This window comes from Pseudooceanicola sp. NS-SX9 (assembly GCF_057380705.1).
The window spans coordinates 2445240-2470105 of the sequence record NZ_CM170818.1 but is presented as its reverse complement, the minus strand read 5'-3'; the positions used below and the strand labels follow the sequence as shown (position 1 = coordinate 2470105).

Sequence of the window (24866 nt, the reverse complement as noted above, 5' to 3'; positions counted from 1 at the left end):
CAGGGGCGGACTGTGCGCTGCCATCTGCGCAGGCCCGCCCGCAGCCACCCCCGGTTCAGCGCGACAGACGCCGGAGCCCCGCAGACAGCGGGCTCCGGCGTTCCGCATTTCAGGCCTGCAAGGCCACGGCGGCACGGGCGATCACCAGCTCTTCGTTGGTGGGGATGACCAGCACGCGCACGCGGCTCAGGGCCGCGCTGATCACCAGGTCGCCCGCGGCATTGGCGGTGGGGTCGATCTCGATCCCCATCCAGTGCATCCCCTGACAGACCCGTTCGCGCACGGGGGCGGCGTTCTCTCCGATGCCGCCGGTAAAGACCAGCGCATCCATCCCCTCCAGCGCGGCGGCCAGCCCGCCCATCTCGCGGCGGATGCGGAAGGTGAAATAGTCGATCGCCTGCCGCGCCCCCTCGGTGTCCGAGGCCAGCAGCGTGCGCATGTCCGCCGACAGGCCCGACAGCCCCAGCAGGCCGGATTTCGTGTAAAGCAGCTCGGCGATGGCGCCCGAACTCAGGCCCTCCTGGTCCATCAGGTACAGCAGCACCCCCGGGTCGATCTGCCCCGAGCGCGTGCCCATCGGCAGCCCGTCCAGCGCCGAGAACCCCATCGAGGACGCCACCGACCGCCCCCCGATCATGCCGCACATCGAGGCGCCGTTGCCCAGATGCGCCACGATGCAGCGCCCGTCCCACAGCGTCGGCGCCAACTGCTTCAGCCGCCCCGAGATGTAATCGTAGCTGAGGCCATGGAACCCGTAGCGCCGCACGCCCTTGTCGTAATATTCCCGCGGCAGGGCGAAGGTGTCGTTGACGAAGGGATGGTGGCGGTGGAAGGCGGTATCGAAACAGCCGATCTGCCGGGCCTGCGGAAAGGCCTGCTGGGCGGCGCGGATGCCTGCGATGTTGTGCGGCTGGTGCAGCGGCGCGAAGGGCACCAGGGTTTCCAGCTGCTGCAGGGCGGCCGTGTCCAGCACCAGCGGCGCGGCAAAGCTGCGCCCGCCATGGACGATCCGGTGCCCCACCGCGTCGATCCTGGCATCAGGGAAATGGTGGTTCAGCTGCGCCAGCGCCGCCTTCAGCGCCCCCGCATGGTCGCGCCCGCCCGGCAGCTCCAGCCGGGCCTGGGCCAGCACGCTGCCGGCCGAGGATTTCAGCTTCAGCTGCGGCGTGGTGCCGATGCGCTCGACCAGCCCGGTGGCCAGGGCGCGCGGCTCGGCCTCGGCGGTGAAGAGCGCGAATTTCAGCGACGACGACCCCGCGTTCAGCGTCAGGACATGGCTCATGCGGCGGCTCCGGTGATGTGTGCGTGATGCAGGGCCGCGACCGCGCAGGACGCCAGCCGCGCCATGTCGTCATCGGCGCGCGAATTCAGGATGATCGGCACCTTCGCCCCCAGCACCAGCCCGGCGCCCTCGGCATGGGAAATGAAGGTCAGCTGCTTGGCGATCATGTTGCCGGCATCCAGGTTCGGCGCCACCAGCACCTCGGCCCGTCCTGCCACGGGCGATGTGATGCCCTTGGTCCGCGCCGCGCCCAGGTCGATCGCGTTGTCCATCGCCAGCGGCCCGTCGACCAGCCCGCCGGTGATCTGCCCGCGATCCGCCATCTTCGACAGCAATGCCGCATCCAGCGACGACGGGATGTCGGGGTTCACCACCTCGACCGCCGACAGGATGCCCACCTTCGGCACCTCGATCCCCAGCGAGCGCGCCAGGTCGATGCCGTTTTGCACGATGTCGACCTTGGTCTTCAGGTCGGGGGCGATGTTGATCGCCGCATCGGTGATCAGCAGCGGATGCTCCAGCCCCGGCACATCCATCACGAAGACATGGGTGAACCGCCGCCCGATGCGCAGCCCGCTCACCTTGTCCAGCGCCGGACGCAGCAGGTCATCGGTATGCAGATGCCCCTTCATCAGCGCATGGGCGCGCCCTTGCGTCACCAGCGCCACCGCGCGGGCGGCGGCTTCGCGCGGCTCGGGCAGGTCGATCACCTCGATCCCCGCCAGATCGGCGCCCAGCTCGGCCGCCGCCGCCGTGATCTTCGCCGCCGATCCCAGCAGCACCGGCTCGATCAGGTGATGCTGCATCGCCAGCAACGCCCCACCCAGCGATTTGGGCTCCTCCGGGCAGACCACGGCCGTGGGCAGCGACGGCAGCGCCTCGGCCTTCTGCAGCAGCGCCTCGAAATGGCGGTGCCGCTGCACGATCAGCCCGGGCAGGTCGCGGGTGTTCATGTGGATCTTGCGCCTCGGCGCCTCGACCTCGGCCACCCCCGACAGGATCAGCACGTCGCCCTCGATCCGCCGCACCTCGGTGGCCAGCGTCACCGTCTGCGCCTGCGCATCAAGCGCCGTCACCACGGCCCGCGCGATCAGCTCCTCTCCGGCATGGGCGCGGGCATGAAAGCTGAAACTCTGCGCCCGGTACAGCGTCCCGGCGCCCGGCAGCAGGTTCCCCAGCACCGCCGAAATCAGTGAGCCCACGAACATCGACGGCGCGATCGCCTCGGGACGCCCATCGCCATCGCCGTCCAGATCGGCGATATGCATCGGGTTGTGGTTGCCCGAGACATTGGCAAAGACGATCAGGTCATCCTGGGTGCACAGCCGCTTCAGCTCGGCATGATCACCGATGGCCAGTTCGTCGAAGGTGCGGTTCTCGATCAGCATCACGGGGGGCCTTCCATTGTTTGCATGCGCAGCATTCCGCAGCAGAAGCCGCCCGCCGCGCCGGCGCAAGGCGACGAAAGGGCACGCCTCACCTTTGTGATCGCGCCCGCCCCCGGGCGCGCTGCCCCTGCCCATTTTCTTGTTCCCAAATACCTCGGGGGAATCGCCGCAGGCGATGGGGGCAGCGCCCCCTCAACGCCCTCCGCCTTCCCAACCGCCTCCCGCCATGCGAGAATCCTCCCATGATTGCCAAACTGGAAATGCTCATCGCCCTCTCGCGCGAGGAACACTTCGGCCGCGCCGCCGAAAGCCTCGGGCTGACCCAGCCGACCCTCTCCACCGGCATCCGCCAGCTCGAGGACCAGCTGGGCGTCAAGCTGGTGCTGCGCGGCTCGCGCTTCGGCGGCTTCACCCCGGAAGGTCAGCGCGCGCTGGCCTATGCCCGCCAGATCGTCGGTGACACCCGCCGCCTTAAGGACGAGATGCGCTTCTCCCGCGAGGGCCTCACAGGCCATGTCCGCCTGGCGGTGATCCCGACCGCGCTGACCTGGGCCTCGGCGCTGGCGGCGCAGGTGGCGCGCACCCATCCGCGGGTCAATTTCACCATTCTCAGCCGCACCTCGGCCGGGATCCTGTCGATGCTCGAGAACTTCGAGGCCGATGCCGGCATCTCCTATCTCGACAACGAACCGCTCGGCCATGTCTCGACCGCCTTCCTCTACCGCGAGGCCTATACCGCCGTCTGCCGCCCCGATCATCCGCTGGCCGCGCGCGGCGCGCTCGACTGGACCGACCTTGCGCCCTGCACGCTCTGCCTGCTGACGCCCGACATGCAGAACCGGCGCATCCTCGACCGGGCGTTCCGGGCGGCGGGGCTGGATCCGAAACCGGCGCTCGAGACCAACTCGACCGTCGTCCTGGTGGCCCAGGTCGAGGAAACCGGCCATGTCACCGTGCTGCCCGACCACCTGGCGGATTTCCTGACCCGGGGACGCGATCTGGTGCGCCTGCCGGTTGGCGCGCGCAGCGGCGGGCCCGCCGTGGGGCTGGTCGCGCCCTATCAGGAACCCCATACGCCCGTCCTGGCCGCATTGCTGACAGCCGCCCGCAGCCTGGCCGATCCGGCGGAAGCGTCATAGAAATCTTCAATCGTTTGACGGAATAACGATATTGATTTCGCATGATGCGGCGATGACACTGCTCCCAGCAAGCGCAGGGGGAGAGACGACATGCACCCGCAGCCAGGCCAGGACGACATCGCGCCGCTGATCGCGCGGCACCTGCATCGGGAGGGGCCGATGCTGCCGCTGCTCCACGATCTGCAGGACAGTTTCGGCTTCATCCCCGAGGCCGCCCCCGCGATGATCGCCGAGGCGCTGAACCTCAGCCGCGCCGAGGTCCATGGCGTCATCACCTTCTACCATGATTTCAAGACCGCGCCGCAGGGGCGCCACGTGCTGAAGATCTGCCGCGCCGAGGCCTGCCAGGCCATGGGCGCCGAGGCGATGGCGGCGCGTGTCCTGCGGGCGCTGGGCCTTGACTGGCACGGCACCACCCCCGACGGCGCCCTGACGGTGGAACCGGTCTATTGCCTGGGCCTGTGCGCCTGCGGCCCGGCGGCGATGTACGATGACCGGCTGCTGGGCCGGGTCAGCGGCGAAGGCCTTGCGGCACTGGCGGCGGAGGCCCGGGCATGAAGATCTATGTCTCGATGGACAGTGCCGGGATCGCGCTTGGCGCAGATGAGGTGGCGGCAGCGCTGGTGGCCGGGCTGGCCGAACGCGGGATGCAGGCCGAGGTGATCCGGGTGGGCTCTCGGGGGATGGTCTGGCTGGAACCGCTGGTCGAGATCGACGCGGGCCATGGCCGCATCGCCTGGGGGCCGGTGGCGCCGGGGGATGTGGCGGCGCTGCTCGATGGCCGGCTGGAGAGCCTGGGGCCCACCGACCAGATCCCGTTCCTGGCGCGCCAGACCCGGCTGACCTTTGCCCGCTGCGGCGTCATCGACCCGCTGAGCCTTGCCGATTACGAGGCCCATGGCGGCCTTTCCGGCCTGCGCCGGGCGTTGAAGATGACGCCCGAGGCCATCGTCGACGAGGTCAAGCTGTCGGGCCTGCGCGGCCGGGGCGGGGCGGGTTTCCCGACGGGGGTGAAATGGGACACGGTGCGGCTGGCGAAGGCCGCGCCGAAATACATCGTCTGCAATGCCGACGAGGGCGACAGCGGCACCTTTGCCGACCGCATGATCATGGAGGGCGACCCCTTCACCCTGATCGAGGGCATGGCGATCGCCGGTCTGGGGACCGGGGCCGGGCAGGGCTATGTCTATATCCGTTCGGAATATCCCCATGCGGTGGCGGTGATGGCGCGCGCGGTGGATCTGGCGCGGGCGGCGGGCGTGCTGGGGCCGGATGTGCTGGGCTCGGGTCGGGGGTTCGACATGGAGGTCCGCGTGGGCGCGGGCGCCTATGTCTGCGGCGAGGAAACCAGCTTGCTGAACTCGCTTGAGGGCAAGCGCGGGGTGGTGCGGGCGAAACCGCCGCTGCCGGCGCTGGAGGGCTTTCTGGGGCGGCCGACGGTGGTCAACAACGTCATATCGCTCGCCACCGTGCCGGTGATCTTCGAGAAGGGTGCGGCGTTCTATGCCGATTTCGGGCTGGGCCATTCCAAGGGCACGATCCCGCTGCAGATCGCCGGGAACGTGCGCTTTGGCGGGCTGTTCGAGACCGCCTTCGGGATGCCTCTGGGCGAGATCGTCGAGGGGATCGGCGGCGGCACGGCCTCGGGGCGGCCGGTGAAGGCGGTGCAGATCGGCGGGCCTCTGGGCGCCTATTTCGGGCGCGGCAAGTTCGACACGCCCTTCGGCTACGAGGAATTCGATGGCCAGGGCGGGCTGATCGGCCATGCCGGGCTGGTGGTCTTTGACGACACGGTGGACATGGCGCGGATGGCGCGGTTCGCGATGGAATTCTGCGCGGTGGAGAGCTGCGGCAAGTGCACCCCCTGCCGGATCGGCGCGGTGCGTGGGGTGGAGACGCTGGAGCGGATCGTGGCGGGCGATGGGGCGGCGGTGCCGCTGCTGGAGGACCTTTGCGAGACGATGAAGGCCGGATCGCTTTGTGCGCTGGGGGGCTTCACGCCCTATCCGGTGATGTCGGCGCTGGAGGCGTTTCCGGAGGATTTCGGGATCGCGCGGGAGGCGGCGGAGTGAGGATGGCCGAGGTGGCGGGGGGCGCTGCCCCCATCGCGCGTGCCGCGCGATTCCCCCGAGGTATTTGGGACAAGAAAATGGGGCGGAGGGTGTTGCCGTGAAGGATTTCATCATTCCCCGGGATGACCGGGACATGGGCACGCCCGCGCGGTCGGGCAAGCCGGTGCGGCTGACCATCGACGGGGTTGCCGTGACGGTGCCGGAGGGGACTTCGGTGTTGCGGGCGGCCGCCGAGGCGGGGCTGTCGATCCCGAAGCTGTGTGCCTCGGACAACCTGGAGGCCTTCGGGTCCTGCCGGCTGTGCGTGGTGGAGATCGAGGGGCGGCGGGGGATGCCTGCGTCCTGCACGACGCCGGTGGCGGCGGGGATGGTGGTGCATACGCAGTCCGAGAAGGTCCGGAAGGTTCGGCGCGGGGTGATGGAGCTTTATATCTCGGATCACCCGCTGGACTGTCTGACCTGTGCGGCGAATGGCGATTGCGAATTGCAGGATATGGCGGGAGCCGTGGGGCTGCGCGATGTGCGGTATGGCAAGGGGGCGAACCATTTCGAGGTGCGGGACAGTTCGGGCGCGGTGAACCCGGAATGGCGCGCGAAGGACGACAGCAATCCCTATTTCACCTATGATCCGGCCAAGTGCATCGTCTGCAACCGCTGTGTGCGGGCCTGTGAGGAGGTGCAGGGGACCTTTGCGCTGACCATCGAGGGGCGGGGATTTGAAAGCCGCGTGTCAGTGGGGGGCGTGGATTTCATGGCGTCCGATTGCGTCAGCTGCGGGGCCTGCGTGCAGGCCTGTCCGACAGCGACCCTGCAGGAGAAGAGCGTGATCGAGATGGGCACGCCGACGCGGTCGGTGGTGACGACCTGCGCCTATTGCGGGGTCGGTTGTTCCTTCACGGCAGAGTTGCAGGGGGATCAGCTGGTGCGCATGGTGCCCTGGAAGCATGGGCAGGCGAACCGCGGCCATTCCTGCGTGAAGGGGCGCTTTGCCTATGGCTATGCCCGGCACCGCGACCGCATCACCCGTCCGATGATCCGTGACAGCATCGATCAGCCCTGGCGCGAGGTCGGCTGGGCCGAGGCGCTGGCCTTTGCCGCCGGCAGGATGCGGGGATTGCAGGACAGGTACGGGCGGCGCAGCATCGGGGTGATTACCTCCAGCCGCTGCACCAACGAGGAAACCTATCTGGTGCAGAAGCTGGCGCGGGCGGTGTTTGGCAACAACAACACCGATACCTGTGCGCGGGTCTGTCATTCGCCGACCGGTTACGGGCTGGGGCAGACGTTCGGGACTTCGGCGGGGACGCAGGATTTCGACTCGGTTCAGGACAGCGACGTGATCCTGGTGATCGGCGCCAACCCGACTGATGCGCATCCGGTCTTTGGCAGCCGGATGAAGAAGCGGTTGCGCGAGGGGGCGAAGCTGATCGTCGTCGATCCGCGCCGCATCGACCTGGTGAAATCGGCCCATGTGGCGGCCAGCCATCACCTGGCGTTGCGGCCCGGCACCAACGTCGCCGTGGTCAGTGCCATGGCCCATGTCATCGTCACCGAAGGTTTGGCCGATCTGGCCTATATCCGCGAACGCTGCGACTGGGACGAATACCTGGCCTATGCCGAGTTCATCTCTGATCCGCGCCACAGCCCCGAGGCGGTGCAGATGCTGACCGGCGTGGCGCCTGCGGATCTGCGGGCCGCCGCGCGTCTTTATGCCACCGGGGGCAATGCGGCGATCTATTATGGGCTGGGCGTGACCGAACATTCGCAAGGGTCCACCACCGTGATGGGGATTGCGAACCTGGCCATGCTGACCGGCAATGTGGGCCGCAAGGGTGTGGGGGTGAACCCGCTGCGTGGGCAGAACAACGTTCAGGGGTCCTGCGACATGGGCTCCTTCCCGCATGAGCTGCCCGGTTATCGCCATGTGAAGGGGCCCGAGGTTCGCGCGATCTTCGAAAAGGCCTGGGGGGTCGCGATCGACCCGGAACCCGGCCTGCGCATCCCCAACATGCTGGACGCGGCGGTCGAGGGGACGTTCAAGGGGCTGTACTGCCAGGGAGAGGACATTCTGCAATCCGATCCCGACACGAAACATGTGGCCGCCGGGCTGAAGGCGATGGAATGCGTGATCGTCCATGACCTGTTCCTGAACGAGACGGCGAATTACGCCCATGTGTTCCTGCCCGGGTCCAGCTTCCTGGAGAAGGAGGGCACCTTCACCAATGCCGAGCGGCGCATCAACCGCGTGCGCGAGGTGATGAAGCCGCTGAACGGCCATGCCGACTGGGAGGTGACGCAGATGCTGGCCAATGCCATGGGGGCCGAATGGCACTATACCCATCCCGCGCAGATCATGGCGGAAATCGCCCTGACGACGCCTTCGTTCGCCGGGGTCAGCTATGACCTGCTGGAGGAAAAAGGCAGCGTGCAATGGCCCTGCAATGCGGCGCATCCCGAGGGCACGCCGCTGATGCATGTCGACGGCTTCGTGCGCGGCAAGGGACGGTTCATCGTGACGGAATATGTCGCCACCGATGAAAAGACCGGGCCGCGCTTTCCGCTGTTGCTGACCACCGGGCGGATCCTGTCGCAATATAACGTCGGGGCGCAGACCCGGCGAACGGAAAATTCCCGCTGGCACGAGGAGGACCGGCTGGAGATCCACCCCCATGATGCGGAACTGCGCGGGCTGAAGGACGGCGATTGGGTGCGGCTGGCGTCGCGGTCGGGGGAAACCTCGCTTCGGGCGAAGATCACGGATCGGGTCAGCCCGGGGGTGGTCTATACGACCTTCCACCATCCTGATACGCAGGCCAATGTGATCACGACGGATTTCTCGGACTGGGCGACCAACTGTCCAGAATACAAGGTGACGGCGGTGCAGGTGGCCCTGTCGAACGGGCCTTCGGACTGGCAGCGGGACTATGCCGCCCAGGCCGGACGCGCCCGCCGGATCCTGCCAGCGGCGGAGTGAAGGATGGCGAAACCGGTTCAGAGCCTGCCCGGATGGGCCGTGGGCGAGGGGGTGCGGGACGTGACCCGATCCCTGCCCGAGGAATGGCCCGTGGCGCTGGTCTATGATGGCTCGACCCAGGCGGTGATGATGTGCTCGCCCCAGGATATCGCGGATTTCGCGCTGGGGTTTTCCCTGACCGAGGGAATCATCGCGGGGCCGGGCGAGGTGCGTGATTTCGAGATCGTTGAGCATGAGACGGGCACCGAGGCGCGGTTCTGGCTGGTGCCGGGCACCGGCAATGCGCTGAAGACCCGGCGGCGGGCGATGGCGGGGCCGGTGGGCTGCGGGCTGTGCGGCATCGACAGCCTGTCCGAGGCGACGCGGGTGCTGCCGGTGCTGCAGGGCGGGCCGGTCTTTGCGGCAGAAGAGATCGCCCGGGCGGCCGAGGATCTGCGGGGCAGGCAGCCGCTGCATGACCTGACGCGCGCCGTCCATGCGGCGGGGTTCCTGGTGCCGGGGCAGGGGCTGGTGATGGCGCGCGAGGACGTGGGCCGGCACAATGCGCTCGACAAGCTGATCGGGGCGCTGGTGACGGCCGGTATCGACCCGGCGTCGGGGGGCTTCGTGATGACCAGCCGGCTGTCGGTCGAGCTGGTGCAGAAGGCCGCCATGGTGGGGGCCCGGGTGATCGTCGCGGTCTCGGCGCCGACGGCCCATGCGGTGCGCCAGGGCCAGGCCGCGGGGCTGACGCTGGCGGGGTTCGCGCGCGGCGGGGGCTTTGATCTGTACACCCATCCCGAACGCATCCTGACCGGAGGGGCCGAAGTTGCCTGAACGCCATGTCGCCTGAGAAGCTGATCCTGATGGCCAACCAGATCGCCACCTTTTTCCGCAGCCAGCCGGGCGGCGGGCAGGCGGCGAAGGTCGCGGCGCATCTGAACGATTTCTGGGAGCCCCGGATGCGGGCGCAGTTCCTGCAGATGGTGGCCGAGGACGTTCCGGGGTTCGATCCGCTGGTGCGGGAGGCAGCAGAGCTGGTGGCGCCGCCGGTCGGCTGATCGGGGGCGGGGTCGCGGGCGGTTTTTGCGGTATTTTGGGAAAGATGAAAGGGGCGGCCGGGGTGAGCCGCCCCTTTGGTTTTGCCCCTGGCAGGTCGGGTGACATGCATATTTGGGGAAAGATGAAAGGGGCGGGTATCCTTCAGATCAGGCGGGTGAGGCGGAGGGCCTCGTAGATCGCGGCATGGATGTTGCGCGAGGAGACCGCGTCGCCCAGCCGGGCGAGGTGGAAGGCGCCTTCGGGGTTGGTGTCGGGGAAGGGGGCGCGGCCGGCAAGGAGGGCTTCGTGGTCGAGCGCGCCCAGGTTGCGGGAGAGGGGCTTGAGGTCGAAATAGACCTCGTCCAGGGGGCGGGTGCCGTGGTTGACGAGGACGTGGTCGTAGGGGCGGTCCTCGGTCAGGGAGGAGTAGTCGGTGCCGATGCGGGCGCTCAGCCCATTGCCGGTGCGGCGCAGCGAGAGGAGCCTGTGGGCGATGGTGAAGGTGGCGCCATGGGCCTGCAGCGCGCGCATGTAGGGGGTGAGGTTCATCCCCATGACCTCGGGGACGACGGTGCGGTCGGGGCTCATGAGCTCGACCTGGGCGCCGCGGGTGGCGAGCATTTCGGCGGCCTGGATGCCGGCGTGATCGCCCGCTTCGTCATAGACGAGGATGCGGCCTTCCGGTTTCACGTCGCCCGACAGGATGTCCCAGGGGGAGAGGGCCAGGTCTTCGCCCGGGCCGCGCAGGGCGGTCGAGGGCAGCCCGCCGGTGGCAATCAGCACGACATCGGGATCCAGGGGCAGGATCTCGGGGGCTTCGGCATAGGTGTCGAAGCGGAAGGTGACGCCGGCTTCGGTGCAGCGCTCCATCCGCCAGTCGATGATGCCCATCAGTTCGGCCCGGCGCTTGTCCTGGGCGGCAAGGGCCACCTGACCGCCGGGATTGGCGGCGGCTTCGAAGACGGTCGTGTCATGTCCGCGCAGGGCGGCGACCCGGGCGGCCTCGAGGCCTGCGGGACCGGCGCCGACGATGACCACCTTCTTCGGCGTGTCGGAGGGGGCGATCAGATGCGGTTGCGACAGTTCACGCCCCGTCGAGGGGTTGTGGATGCACAGGGCCTCGCCGCCGGCATAGATCCGGTCGAGGCAGTAGGTGGCGCCGACGCAGGGGCGGATGGTGTGTTCCTGGCCCGCGATGATCTTTTGCACGATATGGGGATCGGCCATATGGGCGCGGGTCATGCCGACCATGTCGAGGCGCCCTTCGGCGATGGCATGGCGGGCGGTGGCGACATCCTGGATGCGGGCGGCGTGGAAGGTGGGCAGGCCTACTTCGGTGCGGATGCGGCCGGCGAAGTCCAGATGCGGGGCCGAGCGCATGCCCTGTACGGGGATCACGTCGACCAGATCCGCATCGGTGTCGATGCGGCCGCGGATCACGTTCAGGAAATCCACCAGCCCCTTGTCGCGCAGCGTCTTTGCCACCGTCAGCCCGTCATCCACGGTGATGCTGTTGGCGTGGTAATCATCGGCGGTAAAGCGGATGCCGACGATGAAATCGGGGCCCGTGCGGTCGCGGATCGCCTGCAGCACCGCCTCGGGGAAGCGCATCCGGGCGGTCAGATCGCCGTTCCAGGGCGCTTCCAGCTGGTTCAGTTCGGCCGACCAGAAGGCATCGAGGAGATGGCCGTAGGCCTCAAGCTCGATCCCGTCGAGGCCCGCCTGCTGCATCCGTTCCGCCGCATCGGCATAGTCGCGGATGATGCGGGCCAGGTCGTGGTCTTCGGCCACCTTGGGATAGGCGCGGTGGGCGGGTTCGCGGGCGGGACCGGGCGCGATGGTGGGCAGCCAGTCGCCGGTGTCCCAGCGGGTCCGCCAGCCCAGGTGGGTCAGCTGGATCATCACCGCGCAGCCATGGTCGTGGCAGTCGTCCGCCAGCGCCTTCATCCAGGGCACGACCTCGTCCTTCCAGGCCACAACGTTGTTGAAGGCGGCGGGGCTGTCGCGCGACACGATCGCGGATCCCGCGGTCATCGTCAGGGCCAGGCCGCCCCGGGCGCGTTCGGCATGGTAGGCGCGGTAGCGCTCTTTCGGCATGCCGTCCTCGGGGTAGGCGGGTTCGTGGCTGGAGGTCATCAGCCGGTTCTTCAGCGTCAGGTGTTTCAGCTGGAACGGCTGCAAAAGCGGATCGGCGGACATGGTGGCCTCTTGGCATTCGGTCGTCGGCCGCAGCAGACACCGGCCCTGCGCGCCCTGCCAAGGGGCTTGCTGACCCCGCGTCGCTTCCGGGGGGCAAGGCGTCGCAAAGCACCGATGGCCCGGCAAGATCGCCCGCCCGCGCTGCCCGGTTTTCGGGCGCTGCGGGGGATTCATGCCTGATGGAAATGCTCGGGATTGACGTGTCCGAGTAAATCAGTCAGAAAAGACCGGACGCAGCGGCAGGGCGCATGGGCCCGGTGTCGCCGCAGCCTGGCTGGATCGAAGGACGGAAGGGGCGCGCTCATGATGGTCTGTCACTGCATGTCGATCACCGATCGCGACATCCATGCCGCGATCGACTGGATGCGATCCGCCGACCCCGACACCATCATCACCCCCGGCAAGATCTACCGCGCGCTTGGCAAGAAGGCCGATTGCGGCGGCTGCCTGCCGCTTTTCGTCGAGACGATGTGCCGCTCGGACAAGTTCGAAGTGCCCGAGACGCTGCGCAACCTGCGCGACCGCCGCCAGCAGCGCCGGCTGGGTGCGGGGGCCTGATCGGGGTTTGATCCGGGCCTGCCAGGGGCCGCCTGCCCAATCGCGGGGGCCCCGTCGTGGTGAAAAACGCCGCCTGCGGTGTTTTATCTTGCTGACACCGCGTGCCTTCGGGCTAACCTCCTGTCACGGGAAATTCGGCGCACCGCGGTGCGCGACGGACAAGGAGAGATCCGATGAAAGGCGACGCGAAGGTCATCGAGTACCTCAACGCAGCCCTGCGCAGTGAACTGACGGCGGTCAGCCAGTACTGGCTGCACTTCCGGCTGCAGGAAGATTGGGGGTTCGGAAAGATCGCCAAGAAATCCCGCGAGGAAAGCATCGAGGAGATGCACCACGCCGACAAGCTGATCCAGCGCATCATCTTCCTGGAGGGCCATCCAAACCTGCAAAAGCTGGACGCGCTGCGCATCGGCGAAAACCTCAAGGAAACCCTCGAGGCCGACCTGGCGGCGGAACACGATGCCTGGAAGCTCTACAAGGAAGCCCGCGAATATTGCGCCGAGATCGGCGACTATATCTCGAAGGAGCTGTTCGATGAACTGCTGGGCGACGAGGAAGGCCATATCGACTTCCTGGAAACGCAGCTGGACCTCTATGGCACCATCGGCGAGCAGAACTATGGCATGCTGAACGCCTCTTCGGCGGACGAGGCCGAGTAAGCGCGGATTTCGGGCAGGGCGGTCGATGGCGCCGCCCTGCCTGCACGCGGACATTGATCGGCGCGGCATGGCGCGCTAGATCAGGGACGTGCCCGGGCGACGATGGCGTCGATCGCATTTCACCGGAGCACATCGCCCGAACGGGCGATCGCTGTCCTGCACGCCCGGACGTCATGCCGGGTGCTGACGTCTTCGCCCGGCTTCGGACGAGGATACGACCATGGCCCAGTATGACACCCGGCCTGATACCCGGCTTGCCACCTTCACCTGCCACAATGGCGACAAGGCGCCGCTGCCGTTCAGCGCCGCCGAATATGACCGCCGCCTTGCCGCGCTGCGCGCGATGATGGCCGCGGCCGATGTGCCGGCGGTGCTGTTCACCTCGATGCACAACATCGCCTACTATTCCGGCTTTCTCTACTGCAGCTTCGGGCGGCCCTATGCGCTGGTGGTGACCGACCGGATCTGCACCACGGTCTCGGCCAATATCGACGCGGGCCAGCCCTGGCGGCGCTCGGTGGCCGAGAACGTCATCTACACCGACTGGGCACGCGACAACTACTGGCGCGCGCTGCGCGACCTGCTGGCGGGCCAGCGCCGCATCGGGATCGAGGGCGACCACATGACCCTGCACCAGCGCGCACGCCTGTCGGACTTCCTGGCGGCGCCCGAGGTCGTCGACATCGCCGCCCCCGTCATGGCCGCCCGCATGGTCAAGTCGGCGGAAGAGATCGCCCTGATCACCGAAGGCGCCCGCATCGCCGATCTGGGCGGCGCCGCGATCCGCGATGCGATCCGCGAGGGCGCCCGCGAGATCGACATCGCCATCGCCGGCCGCGACGCCATGGAGCAAGAGATCGCCCGCGCCCATCCCGACAGCGAACTGCGCGACACCTGGGTCTGGTTCCAGTCGGGGCTGAACACCGATGGCGCCCACAACCCCGTCACCACCCGGGCGTTGCAGCCGGGCGACATCCTGTCGCTGAACTGCTTTCCGATGATTTCGGGCTATTACACCGCGCTGGAACGCACGCTGTTTCTGGGTGAACCCGATGCGGCTTCGCTGAAGGTCTGGCAGGCCAATGTGGCGGTGCATGAACTGGGCCTGTCGCTGATCCGCCCGGGCATCTCCTGCGCGCAGATCTGCGACGAACTGAACCGCGTCCTGTCGGATCAGGACCTGCTGCAGTACCGCAGCTTCGGCTACGGCCACAGCTTTGGCCTGCTCAGCCATTACTACGGCCGCGAGGCCGGGCTGGAGCTGCGCGAGGACATCGACACGGTGCTGGAACCCGGCATGGTCGTCTCGATGGAGCCGATGCTCTGGATCCCCGAGGGCCAGCCAGGGGCCGGCGGCTACCGCGAGCACGACATCCTCGTCGTGGGCGAGACGGGCGCGACCAACATCACGCACTTCCCCTACGGTCCCGACGCCAACATCCTCTGAGCCCTGAGCCCTGAGCCCTGAGCCCTGAGCCCTGAGCCCTGAGCCCTGAGCCCTGAGCCCTGAGCCCTGAGCCCTGAGCCCTGAGCCCTGAGCCCTGAGCCCTGAGCCCTGAGCCCTGAGCCCTGAGCCCTGAGCCCTGAGCCCTGAGCCCTGAGCCCTGAGCCTAGCCCGCCAGCCGTCCGGCGGTGGGCTGGGCTGTCAGGCCATGAAGCACGGTATCCATCAGCCGCTGGGCCACTGCGGCGCTGTCGGCGCCGTCGAATTCCTGATCATAGGCGATGACCCAGTTCACCGCTCCGGTCAGGAACCATGATGTAGCGGCCGGATCCATTCGCCGCAGGCTGCCCTCGTCCATGGCGCTTTCCAGCAGGCTGGTGACATAGGCCTCCAGCGCGGCCTTGCGGGCCGTGACCTCGGCCTGCCCCCGTGCGGGCAGGGCGCTGATGTTGGGACGGGACAGGAAGACACCGGCCTCGGTTGCGGCACGGGCCATGAAATGCTCGAAGAATCGGCGGAACCGGGCCGAAGCCGCCCCGCCCGAGGCCTCTGCCTCGGCACGTGCTGCCTCGCCACAGCCCAGGGTCAGCGACAGGCAATCCGCCAGCAGCTCCTCCTTGTTGCGGAAGTAGTAGTAAAGCGCCGTCTTGGTGACGCCGATCTGCTCGGCGATCTCGTCCAGCGATGCGGCATGGTAGCCGCGTTCGTTGAAAAGTTTCGCCGCCACGCGCAGCGCGGCACGGCGTTTTTGTTCGCGCAGTTCCTCGCGGGTGGCGACTTCGCCATTCCAGTTGGCCATGGGGTCGTCCTCTTTCTGCAATCGGTCGGGCAGGGGTGCCCGGGCTTGCAGGGAAAACCCTGTCGCCACGGCCCAGGTTCCGACCGGTCAGACAGCCGCGCGGCCCACCGCCGAACCGATCACGACGCGTTCCCCGTCATCTGGCCGTAAATACTCCGGGGGAGTCCCCGCAGGGGACGGGGGCAGAGCCCCCTTCCTCAGCCCGCCGTGACCCCCGAAAGCTGCGCCAGCCGCACCCGGGCGGCACGGAACTCGGCCTCCAGCCGGTCGACGACCTCGGCCGCGGGCCGGATCTCCTTCACCGCGCCGATCCCCTGGCCCGATCCCCAGATCTCTGACCAGGTGCGCGGCCGGTCCTGGCCGAAATCCATCGCCTCGCCCCGCGCCAGCCGCTCCGGATCCAGCCCCGCCCTCAGCACCGAGGGCCGCAGATAATTACCCATCACCCCGGTGAAGGCATCCGACGACAGGATATCCTCGGCGCCGCATTCAAGGATCATCCGTTTATAGCTGTCCTCGGCCCGGGCCTCCTCGGTGGCGATGAAGACCGACCCGGCATAGCCCCCATCCGCCCCAAGCGCGAGCGCCGCCAGCAGGCTTTCCCCCCGCGCGATGGCGCCCGACAGGAACAAGGGCCCCTCGAACCAGGCGCGGATCTCCTGGATCAGCGCAAAGGGAGACTGCGCTCCGGCATGGCCCCCGGCGCCCGCCGCCACCGCGATCAGCCCGTCGGCCCCCTTGGCGATGGCCTTGCGGGCGAAACGGTCATTGATCACGTCGTGCAGGACGATCCCACCTGCGGCATGGGCGGCTTCGTTCACCTCCTCGCGGGCCCCCAGCGAGGTGATCCAGACCGGTACCTCGTGACGGGCGCAGATTTCGACGTCCCGATCCAGCCGGGCGTTCGAGCGGTGCACGATCTGGTTCACCGCGAAGGGGGCTGCGGGATGGTCGGGATGGGCCTGGTTGTGACGGTCCAGCTCCTCGCGGATGCGGGTCAGCCAGCGGTCCAGTTCGACCGGCTCGCCCGGCGCCTCGCGGGCATTGAGCGCGGGAAAGGCCCCGACGATCCCGGCCTTGCACTGGGCGATGACCAGCTCGGGGCCAGAGACGAGAAACAGCGGACTGCCGATCAGGGGCAGGCGGAGATGGCTCAGGACGGCGGGAAGGGTCATGGCGGTCTCCTTCGGTTGACGTCGGGGAGATGTGCCATTTTTGCGCTCCGAAGTCACCCGCTTCGTTGCGTCAGAGGGGGCAAGGGGGCGCTGCCCCCGTCTCCTTCGGAGACTCCCCCGGAGTATTTCCCGCCAGATGACAGGGAACCGGGGGTCTTGATCTGCTGAGGGTAAATCGGGGGACCCACGGGACTTCGGTGCAATTGGGGCTATGCCATGGCCATATGTCTTCGGGTGCAATGAACGCCCTGTCGAGGGTATGGGCGGCCCCGGTCCTTTTCCCGATCACGGGCCGCCGGGCTGCGCGGGCTGTCGTGCGGATGCTGCCGATGGGGCATGTGCCGTCCTTCGGCAAACGGCCGTCCTGTGCGGGCTCGTGCAGGCCCGGCGCCAGCCAGAATGCCTCTGGTCCGGGTGCGATCTGGCCGTTGAGACGGGGCGGCCCCGGCTGGATCGGGGGGCGGCCGTCACGGCGCTGCGGTGGGCGCTTGCGGGCGCGGACGTCCGTATGCACCGACCGGGCCCCGGTGCATTGGCCGGTTTCGCCTTTGATGCCGGGCCCGGGTCTCTGGTCCATAGTGCCGGAAGGAGAATGGCAGGGCCGATGACGGCGAAGGCATGCGTGGCGGCCTGGAGGTTGTTGAGGCGAAATTTGGGTGTCGGCGCGGATCTGGCGCGTTGAATGCACGGATTGGGGCGGCAGTCGCGCGGTCGAATTCGTCCCGGGTGCAGCGGGGAAATCGTCGCGACGGCTTGCGGTCGGGGTTTGTGAGACGCACCGCTGCCATCTGACGATCCCTGAACGCGCGCGAAGCCGAGCATGCCCATCCGGCATCCGGCGCAATGGTCGCGTCAGGGCAACCAGAGGGCCCGGACACGATCTGGCGCAAGATGATCGTCTGGGAGACGCGGTGTCCGGGCCCGCCGGTCTGACGGACATGGATCGGGTGTCCGTCCCGCAGTGGCCCGATCTGTCGGGGCAGTTTCGTGCCATTGTCCGGGCGGCCACAGCATGGGCCACCTGGCGCTTTTCGGGGCGGGTATCCTGGCACGCGGGCCCGACCGCCAGGCGGCCGGAAACAGGATCCGTATGGCCACCCGGACCCAGGGCCAGGCTTTGGGAAGGACCCACATCGAAGCCGTCGCCGGACGCCTCTGTGGAAAGGGCCTGCCGGGGCTGTCGTTCGATCCGCCCAACAGGTCCTCACAGAGGGACAGGCCCGCCGGAGGTGCAGTTTGCCACCGGCGGGAGGGGCACTATCCTTGCCGCAGGGTGGCGGTACCGGTCCCGTCGGGGCGGCCATCATCGGCAAGGGCGACGCCGAAGAGGTGGCTTGCCTCTTCCGGCGTGTAGCGGCCGAGGCGCACGTCTTCGGCCACCGCTTCGGGAGGGCGGGTGAAGGGATCGCCATAGCCGCCGCCGCCGGGGGTGCGGACGTGGACGATGTCACCGGGGGCGAGGGGGATGTCCTGTTCCTTCGACAGGTGGTCGGGGACGTGCACCGTGTCGCCTCGGGTGACGCTGACGCGGTTCGGGGCGCCGTCACGGCCGCCGAGCGCGCCCAGCGGGCCGTCGCGGCCATGGTCCATCACGAAGCTCGCGCGCGCCGCGCCACGGCGCAATTGCAGCGCATAGTCGAGGCCGAAGCCGCCGCGATGGCGCCCGGCGCCGCCCGAGCCTTCGTGAAGAGCGTAGTGCAGATAGAGGACCGGGAAGCGGGCCTCCATGATCTCGACCGGGGGGGCCTTGGAGATGCCGATGGTCGAGCAGCCATTGGCCAGACCGTCGTGATCGGCATTGCCGCCATAGCCGCCGCCCGAAAGCTGGTACATCACGTAATCGGCGCCGGTTTCGGGGTCATGGCCGCCAAGGGCGAAGTTGCCGGAGGTGCCTGCGGGGGCGGCGGTGACGCGCTCGGGCAGGGCGGGGGCGAGGGCGGCAAAGACCGCCTCGGCGATGCGCTGGCTGACTTCGGCGGCGCAGCCCGAGACGGGGCGGGGGTATTGCGCATCGAGGAAGGTGCCCTTGATCCCGGTGATGATCAGCGGCTCGAAGGCGCCGGCCGAGATCGGGACCTCGGGGAAGATGTGGCGCATGGCGAGGTAGACTGACGACAGTGTCGTGGCGCGGACCGAGTTCATCGGGCCCATGCAGGGCGCCGAGGAGCCGGAGAAGTCGAAGGTGACCGTGTCGCCCGTGCGGCTGACCGCCAGGCGGATTTCCAGCGGTTCGTTCACCACGCCGTCGCTGTCGATCCAGGCCGAGGCCAGGTGGCGGCCTTCGGGGATGTCCTGCAGGAAGGCGCGCATCTGGGTGGCGGCGCGCTGGCGCAGTTCCTCGATCGCCTGGGCCACGGTGTCGTCGCCGTAGCGGTCGAGCATCGCGTCAAGGCGTGCGGCGCCGGTCTTGAGCGCGGCCGATTGCGCCTGCACGTCGCCGATGCGCTGGTCCGCCACGCGGATGTTCGAGCAGATGATCTGCCAGATCTCCTGGTCCAGCACGCCCTTCTTGAAAAGCTTCACCGGTGGCAGGCGCAGGCCTTCCTGTTCGACCGAGGTGGCCGAGGCCGAGAACCCGCCCGGCACCGCGCCGCCGGTATCGGGCCAGTGGCCGGTATTCGACAGCCAGCAGAAAAGCTTGCCATCGCGGTAGTAGGGGCGGGCAAAGCGCACGTCCATCAGGTGGGTGCCGCCCAGGTAGGGATCGTTGACGATGTAGACGTCATCGGGTTCGGGGGCGGCGGTCAGGCCGGCCTCGATCCGTTCGATCAGCTGGCGGGTGCTGTCCTGCATGGTGCCGACGAAGACCGGCAGACCTTGGGCGCCTTGGGCGATCAGCGCGCCGTCGGTGGCCGAATAGATGCCGTCGGAGCGGTCGTTGGCCTCGGCGATGACGGGCGAGAAGGCGGCGCGGGAAAAGGCCAGGTCCATCTCGTCGCAGACCTGCTGCAGGCCTGCCTGGATGACCGAGAGGGTGATGGGATCAAGGCTCATGCGGGGGTCTCCTGGTGGAGGGGGTGGCATGCATATTTGGGGAAAGATGAAAGGATCATGCGGCGCCTGCGATTTCGATCAGGATGTTGCCGCAGGCGTCCTGGGTGACGCGATCCCCCGGCGGCACGAGGGTGGTGGTGTCCATCTGTTCGAGAATCGCCGGGCCGTCGAAGGCGGCATCGGCGGGCAGGCGGTCGCGCTGGTAGAGGGGGGTGTCGTGCCACTGGCCGTCGAAGAGGACGGGACGGGTGCCGCGGCAGGCTTCGGCGAGCGTTGCGGCGCGGTTTTCGGCCGGCAGCAGGCGGGCCGGGTCGAAGGCGGCGCGGCGGCCGATGACGGCGGTGTTGGCGGTGGCGACGGCGGCCTGGATGCGCTCCAGCCGGACCTGGAAACGGTCCCAGTAGATCTGTTCGAAGCGGGCCTGCAGGGCGTCCCGGGTGATGTCCGGGGCCTCCAGGGGGACGCGCAGCAGGTGGGTCTGGCCGATGAACTGCATTTCCAGCACATGGGTGGTGCGAATGTCCTCGACGGCGACCTCTTCGCGTTCGATCAGGGCGCGGCCCTGGGCGGCCTGGGCGCGCAGCGTCGCCGCCAGCGCATCGAGGTCGAGCGTATCGAGGGGCTGGCCCACCGAGGCGGTGAAATCGTGGCGCAGGTCCGCGACCAGGCAACCGAGGGCATTGGTGATGCCGGGGCGGGCGGGCACGAGGACCCGGGGCACGCCCAGTTCGCGGGCGAGGGCCGCGGCATGCAGGGGGCCGGCGCCGCCGAAGGCGAAAAGCGCGAAGTCGCGCGGATCGGCCCCGAGCGAGACCGAGACCATGCGGATGGCGCCCGCCATCTTGACGTTGGCCATGCGGATGACGGCTTCGGCGGCTTCTTCGGGGGAGAGGCCCAGGGGGGTGCCCAGCTGGTCGGCGAAGATGCTGCGGACGGTGTCCAGCGTCACGCCGCCCTCGACCGATTTCAGCCGGGCGGGATCGAGGCGGCCCATCAGCAGGTTGGCATCCGAGATCGTCGGCCGGGTGCCGCCGCGGCCGTAGCAGATGGGCCCCGGGGTGGCGCCGGCGCTTTCGGGGCCGACTTCCAGAAGGCCCGCAGCATTGACCTGCGCGATCGAGCCGCCGCCTGCGCCCACCGTGCGCACGTCGACCATGGGGACGTGGATCGGCATGGCATATTCGACCTCGATCTCGTTCGAGACGGCGGCTTCGGCGCCGCGGATCAGCGCCACGTCGGTCGAGGTGCCGCCCATGTCATAGGTCAGCAGATCGGTGATGCCGGCGGCACGGCCGGTGAAGGCCGCGGCCATCACGCCCGAGGCAGGGCCCGACATGACGGTGCGGGCGGCCTCTTCGGCGACGCGGGTGGCCGAAACCATGCCGCCATTGCCGTTCATCACCAGCAGGTCGCCCTGATAGCCGCCCTGCGCCAGCCCCGAGGCAAGGTTCTGCACGTAGCGATCGAGGATCGGCTGCACCGAGGCATTGACCGCCGCGGTGACGCCGCGTTCGAATTCGCGCGGTTCCGACAGCAGCGCGTGGCCAAGGGTCACGTAGGGGTTGGGCCAGAGGTCGCGCAGGATCTCTCCGGCGCGCTGTTCATGGGCGGGGTTGCGATAGGAATGCAGGAAGTGGATCACCACCGCCTGGCAGCCCTTGTCGAGCAGCTGCTGCGCGGCGGCGCGCAGGGCGTCTTCGTCGAGCGGCGTGACGACGCGGCCCTGGGCATCCATGCGTTCGGGGACCTCAAGGCGCAGGTCGCGGGGGATCAGCGGCAGGAAATCCCCCTTCATCCCGTAGGCCTGCGGCCGGGTGCGGCGGCCCAGTTCCAGCACGTCGCGGAAGCCCTTGGTGGTGATGATGCCGGTGCGGGCAAGCTTGCGTTCCAGCACCGCATTGGTGGTCGTGGTGGTGCCGTGCACCACGAGGGCGGTGTCGGGCAGGGCGGCTTCGGCCTCGGCCACGGCATTGAGGACGCCGCGCGACTGGTCGTCGAGGGTGGAGGGAACCTTGGCCAGGCGGACCTCGCCGGTTGCGGGATCCATGAGGATGAGATCGGTGAAGGTGCCGCCCACATCGACGCCGATAACCTGTCGCCTGCCCATTGGGGCCTCCTGTCGGTGTTGTTCGAATACGTTTGTGTGCAAATGATTTTCGGATGTGCAGCAGGCTGTCAATCGTCGGCAGCGGGGCGGGGCGGAAGATTTCGGGGGTTTGCCTTGGAATGAGGCCATGGCCATGATCGGGGCCGGGATCGGGGTGAAGGGGTGCGGACATGCGGCGGGTGGTTTGCGGGGGGCTGGGTCTGGGGCTGTGGCCGGGGGCGGCGCTGGCCCATGCCTCGGAGGGGGGATTCGTGCTGTTGCTGCCGACGGGGTACTACATCGCGGGCGGGGCGGCGGCAGTGGCGCTGACGGTGCTTATGGTGCTGTGGGTGCCGGAGGCCTGGGCGCGGGGGATGTTCCGGGGAAGGGGGGGCTCTGCCCCCGCGCCTGGCGGCGCTCCCCCGGAGTATTTCGGGTCAGATGAGAGAACCGGGGGGCTGTGGCTGTCGGGTGTGTCGGGAGCGGTGCTGGTGGTCTGCGTGGTGGCGGGGGTCCGGGGCGAGCAGGATCCGGTGGACAATCCCCTGACGCTGCTGGTCTGGACCGTGATCTGGGTGCTGCTGGTGGCGGCGACGGGGGTGTGCGGGGATCTGTGGAGATGGGTGTCGCCGTTCCGGGGGCTGGCGCTGGTCGGGCGGCGGCCGCTGTGGCGCTATCCGGCAGGCTGGGGGTGCTGGCCCGGGGTGGCGGCGTTCCTGGCCCTGGCGGCGGTGCTGCTGGTGGATGTGGCGTCGGCGGATCCCGACCGGCTGGCGTGGATGGTCTGTGGGTATCTGGTTTATGTCGGTTTGGGCGTGGTGGTCTTTGGGCCGGTCTGGCTGCGGCGGGGCGAGGGGATCGGGGTGCTGCTGGGGCTTTATGCGCGGCTGTCCCCGATCTGGCGCGGCGGGCTGGGGGTGCCGGGCTGGGGCATCCGGGCATCGGGCGTGCCGGACTGGTCTCTGGCGATGCTGTGCCTTCTGGCCCTGGCGGAGGGCAGTTTCGACGGGCTGAACGAGACCTTCCGCTGGCTGGGCTGGATCGGGATCAACCCGCTGGAATTCACCGGGCGATCCGCCGTGGTGATGCAGAATGCCGTCGGGCTGGCCAGCAGCTGCGTGGCCCTGCCGCTGGTCTTTGCGGGCGCGGTCTGGCTGGGCGGGCGGCTGGCGGGGGATCAACGGACGGGGCTGGCGGTGCGGGCGCTGGCGCCTGCGGTGCTGCCTATCGCCTTTGCCTATCACGTCGCCCATTACACCACCGCCGCTCTGGTGCAGGGGCAGTACCTGCTGCATGTGCTGAGCGATCTGGTGGGCGGGCCAGAGGTGGTCGTGACCACGGGGTTCCTGCAGACGAAGGCCTCGGTTCATGCGATCTGGCTGTTCCAGGCGGGCTGCGTGGTGGGGGGCCATGTGCTGGCCATCCTGCTGAGCCACGCCATCGCGCTGGATCTGCACGGCAGCCATCGCCGGGCGGTGCGCGCCCATGCGCCGCTGGCGGTGTTCATGGTGCTTTATACCCTGTTCGGGCTGTGGCTGCTGGCCTCGCCCCGGGGGACGTGATCAAGGCTTGGGCAACCGGGGAACGGGTGTGTGCACATGATTTCAGGCCCGCAGGTAGAAGTGGACAGGTCGTTGGCGTGCCTACAGACTGTGCCTTGGGGTCAGCCTAATAAGGCCCGGGAAAATCACATCGACAGGGATGGTGCCAGATGGACGAGACTGTGAAGAAGACCCCCGGAAAGGGGCTGGTTCTGCCGGGGCGCCGGCAGGCGATGAAGACGCTGGCCCTGGGGGGCGCGGCGGCGGCCGCCCTGCCGCTGTGGGCGCGCCATGCGGGCGCGCAGACGGCCCAGCCCATCCGCATCGGCTTTGCCAAGCACGCCACCGGCATCGGCGCCGCCTACGGGCGCTGGTACGACCGCGTCAGCCAGGCTGCGGTCACCAAGATCAATGCCGAGGGCGGCATCAACGGCCGCCCGGTCGAGCTGGTCACCGAGGATGACAGCACCGACCCCAAGCGCTGCGCCGAACTCTTGGAGAAATTCGCCAACCAGTCGAACTGCGACATCGCCTATGGCACGCTGTTCAGCCATGTGGTGATCGGCGCGGCCCCCCGCGCGGCCGAGCTGAAGCTGCCTTATTTCGTCGTCTCGGAAGGGCATCACGTGGCCTCGGGGATGCTGAACCGCTGGACCGTCCAGCCCGGCATCACCGATGTGAAAAGCCAGGTGAAGGCGATGGCGCCCTTCGTGCATGACACGCTGGGCAAGAAGGTCACGATGATCTTCCCCGACTATTCCTTTGGCTATGACCACCGCGATAACTTTACCGCCGCCATCGAGGCCCTGGGCGGCGAGGTCGTGGCCAAGATCGCCATCCCGCCGACGGAAACCAGCTTTACCAAGTATTTCCCCAAGATCCCGCGCGAGACCGAGGTGATCTATCACGTGATGATCGGCCCGGGCGTGCTGACCTTCGTGAAGGAGATGGGCGAATTCTTCGGGCCGTCGCGGCCGCAGATCTTCGGCTTCATCGATTCCATCGAGGCGGTGGACCTGACCTCGCCGGGGCTGGAATTCCTGGAGGGTACCTATTTCTGGGAAGGGATGCCGCGCTACCTGCAGCCCGATGCGCCCGATTACGTCAAGGCCTATCGCGACGCGGTGGGGCTGGACGACAACGGCGCCTCGAAGACCGACCCGAGCGACGTGTCGACCGCCGCGCACATGTTCGGCTGCTGGGAGACGCTGCATGTGATCAAGCAGGGCATGGAGGCCTGCAACTACGCCGGTCCCGCCGACCGCCAGGCGCTGATCGAGGCGGTCGAGCAATTGGGCGACATGCCTGCCGGTCCCGATCACCCGCAGGGGCCGAAAAAGTTCAACGGCAAGACCCATCAGGTCTTCGGGCCGCAGTATATCTCGAAGGTGGAAAAGGGCCGGCTGAACGTCGTCCATACCGCCTCGATTGAGGATACGCTTTATCCCGACGAGGTCGATTACACGACCAAGAGCTTCTGAGAACCGCCCGGGCGGGCCCCGTTCGGGCCCGTCTGGTGAACGAAATCGCCCGCGC

The 24866-nt window shown here is 68.3% G+C and carries 18 protein-coding genes; 11 read left to right on the top strand and 7 right to left on the bottom strand.

Going from position 1 to position 24866, the window contains the following annotated elements:
* Positions 1-109 precede the first annotated feature (109 nt).
* Together AC2ITM_RS11715 and AC2ITM_RS11710 are read right to left on the bottom strand one after the other, a co-directional pair.
* Positions 110-1282 carry an acetate/propionate family kinase gene (locus tag AC2ITM_RS11715; RefSeq protein ID WP_486466827.1) on the bottom strand — a complete coding sequence of 391 codons (1173 nt, stop codon included), beginning with the start codon at positions 1280-1282 and terminating at the stop codon, positions 110-112.
* A complete protein-coding gene (locus tag AC2ITM_RS11710; protein ID WP_486466826.1) occupies positions 1279-2670 on the bottom strand; it encodes a bifunctional enoyl-CoA hydratase/phosphate acetyltransferase in 1392 nt (463 codons plus the stop codon). The genes AC2ITM_RS11715 and AC2ITM_RS11710 overlap by 4 nt, the downstream gene beginning before the upstream one ends.
* A gap of 242 nt (positions 2671-2912) precedes the next feature.
* On the opposite strand from AC2ITM_RS11710, the gene AC2ITM_RS11705 reads away from it, so the two are divergent.
* The 6 genes from AC2ITM_RS11705 to AC2ITM_RS11680 all read left to right on the top strand — a co-directional run bounded on the left by AC2ITM_RS11705 (position 2913) and on the right by AC2ITM_RS11680 (position 9895).
* The gene (locus AC2ITM_RS11705; RefSeq protein WP_486466825.1) at positions 2913-3809 is read left to right on the top strand and encodes a LysR family transcriptional regulator; all 897 of its coding nucleotides are present in this window, start codon (positions 2913-2915) and stop codon (positions 3807-3809) included.
* A gap of 90 nt (positions 3810-3899) precedes the next feature.
* Complete coding sequence (locus AC2ITM_RS11700) at positions 3900-4367, top strand: formate dehydrogenase subunit gamma (protein WP_486466824.1); 468 nt, start codon at positions 3900-3902, stop codon at positions 4365-4367.
* A complete protein-coding gene (locus AC2ITM_RS11695) occupies positions 4364-5881 on the top strand; it encodes a formate dehydrogenase beta subunit (protein WP_486466823.1) in 1518 nt (505 codons plus the stop codon). Before AC2ITM_RS11700 ends, AC2ITM_RS11695 begins: the two co-directional genes overlap by 4 nt.
* Positions 5882-5978: 97 nt before the next feature.
* Entirely contained in the window at positions 5979-8855 is a 2877-nt protein-coding gene (gene fdhF / locus AC2ITM_RS11690; RefSeq protein ID WP_486466822.1) for a formate dehydrogenase subunit alpha, read from the top strand.
* 3 nt (positions 8856-8858) lie between these two features.
* Positions 8859-9671 carry a formate dehydrogenase accessory sulfurtransferase FdhD gene (gene fdhD / locus AC2ITM_RS11685; RefSeq protein WP_486466821.1) on the top strand — a complete coding sequence of 271 codons (813 nt, stop codon included), beginning with the start codon at positions 8859-8861 and terminating at the stop codon, positions 9669-9671.
* A 5-nt stretch (positions 9672-9676) separates the two neighbouring features.
* Complete coding sequence (locus AC2ITM_RS11680; RefSeq protein WP_486466820.1) at positions 9677-9895, top strand: formate dehydrogenase subunit delta; 219 nt, start codon at positions 9677-9679, stop codon at positions 9893-9895.
* Positions 9896-10037: 142 nt separating this feature from the next.
* Here AC2ITM_RS11680 and AC2ITM_RS11675 read toward each other — a convergent pair whose 3' ends face one another.
* Complete coding sequence (locus tag AC2ITM_RS11675; RefSeq protein WP_486466819.1) at positions 10038-12074, bottom strand: oxidoreductase; 2037 nt, start codon at positions 12072-12074, stop codon at positions 10038-10040.
* A 303-nt stretch (positions 12075-12377) separates the two neighbouring features.
* On the opposite strand from AC2ITM_RS11675, the gene AC2ITM_RS11670 reads away from it, so the two are divergent.
* The 3 genes from AC2ITM_RS11670 (at position 12378) to AC2ITM_RS11660 (ending at position 14738) form a co-directional block, all read left to right on the top strand.
* The gene (locus AC2ITM_RS11670; protein ID WP_486466818.1) at positions 12378-12632 is read left to right on the top strand and encodes a (2Fe-2S)-binding protein; all 255 of its coding nucleotides are present in this window, start codon (positions 12378-12380) and stop codon (positions 12630-12632) included.
* Between the two features lie 173 nt (positions 12633-12805).
* Positions 12806-13291: a bacterioferritin gene (gene bfr / locus AC2ITM_RS11665; protein WP_486466817.1), complete on the top strand. Its 486-nt coding sequence runs from the start codon at positions 12806-12808 to the stop codon at positions 13289-13291.
* A 220-nt stretch (positions 13292-13511) separates the two neighbouring features.
* Positions 13512-14738 (top strand): aminopeptidase P family protein, encoded by a 1227-nt coding sequence (locus AC2ITM_RS11660; RefSeq protein WP_486466816.1) that lies wholly within the window; start codon positions 13512-13514, stop codon positions 14736-14738.
* A 163-nt stretch (positions 14739-14901) separates the two neighbouring features.
* On the opposite strand, the gene AC2ITM_RS11655 is transcribed toward AC2ITM_RS11660, so the two are convergent.
* The 4 genes from AC2ITM_RS11655 to AC2ITM_RS11640 all read right to left on the bottom strand — a co-directional run bounded on the left by AC2ITM_RS11655 (position 14902) and on the right by AC2ITM_RS11640 (position 21810).
* Complete coding sequence (locus tag AC2ITM_RS11655) at positions 14902-15534, bottom strand: TetR/AcrR family transcriptional regulator (RefSeq protein ID WP_486466815.1); 633 nt, start codon at positions 15532-15534, stop codon at positions 14902-14904.
* Positions 15535-15731: 197 nt separating this feature from the next.
* Positions 15732-16709: an NAD(P)H-dependent flavin oxidoreductase gene (locus tag AC2ITM_RS11650; RefSeq protein ID WP_486466814.1), complete on the bottom strand. Its 978-nt coding sequence runs from the start codon at positions 16707-16709 to the stop codon at positions 15732-15734.
* A 1257-nt stretch (positions 16710-17966) separates the two neighbouring features.
* Positions 17967-19703: a hydantoinase B/oxoprolinase family protein gene (locus AC2ITM_RS11645; RefSeq protein WP_486466813.1), complete on the bottom strand. Its 1737-nt coding sequence runs from the start codon at positions 19701-19703 to the stop codon at positions 17967-17969.
* Positions 19704-19758: 55 nt separating this feature from the next.
* Positions 19759-21810 (bottom strand): hydantoinase/oxoprolinase family protein, encoded by a 2052-nt coding sequence (locus AC2ITM_RS11640; protein ID WP_486466812.1) that lies wholly within the window; start codon positions 21808-21810, stop codon positions 19759-19761.
* 170 nt (positions 21811-21980) lie between these two features.
* On the opposite strand from AC2ITM_RS11640, the gene AC2ITM_RS11635 reads away from it, so the two are divergent.
* On the top strand, positions 21981-23351 hold the full coding sequence (locus AC2ITM_RS11635; protein WP_486466811.1) for a hypothetical protein: 1371 nt from the start codon (positions 21981-21983) through the stop codon (positions 23349-23351).
* A gap of 212 nt (positions 23352-23563) precedes the next feature.
* Complete coding sequence (locus AC2ITM_RS11630; RefSeq protein ID WP_486469425.1) at positions 23564-24811, top strand: ABC transporter substrate-binding protein; 1248 nt, start codon at positions 23564-23566, stop codon at positions 24809-24811.
* The last annotated feature ends 55 nt before the right edge of the window (positions 24812-24866 follow it).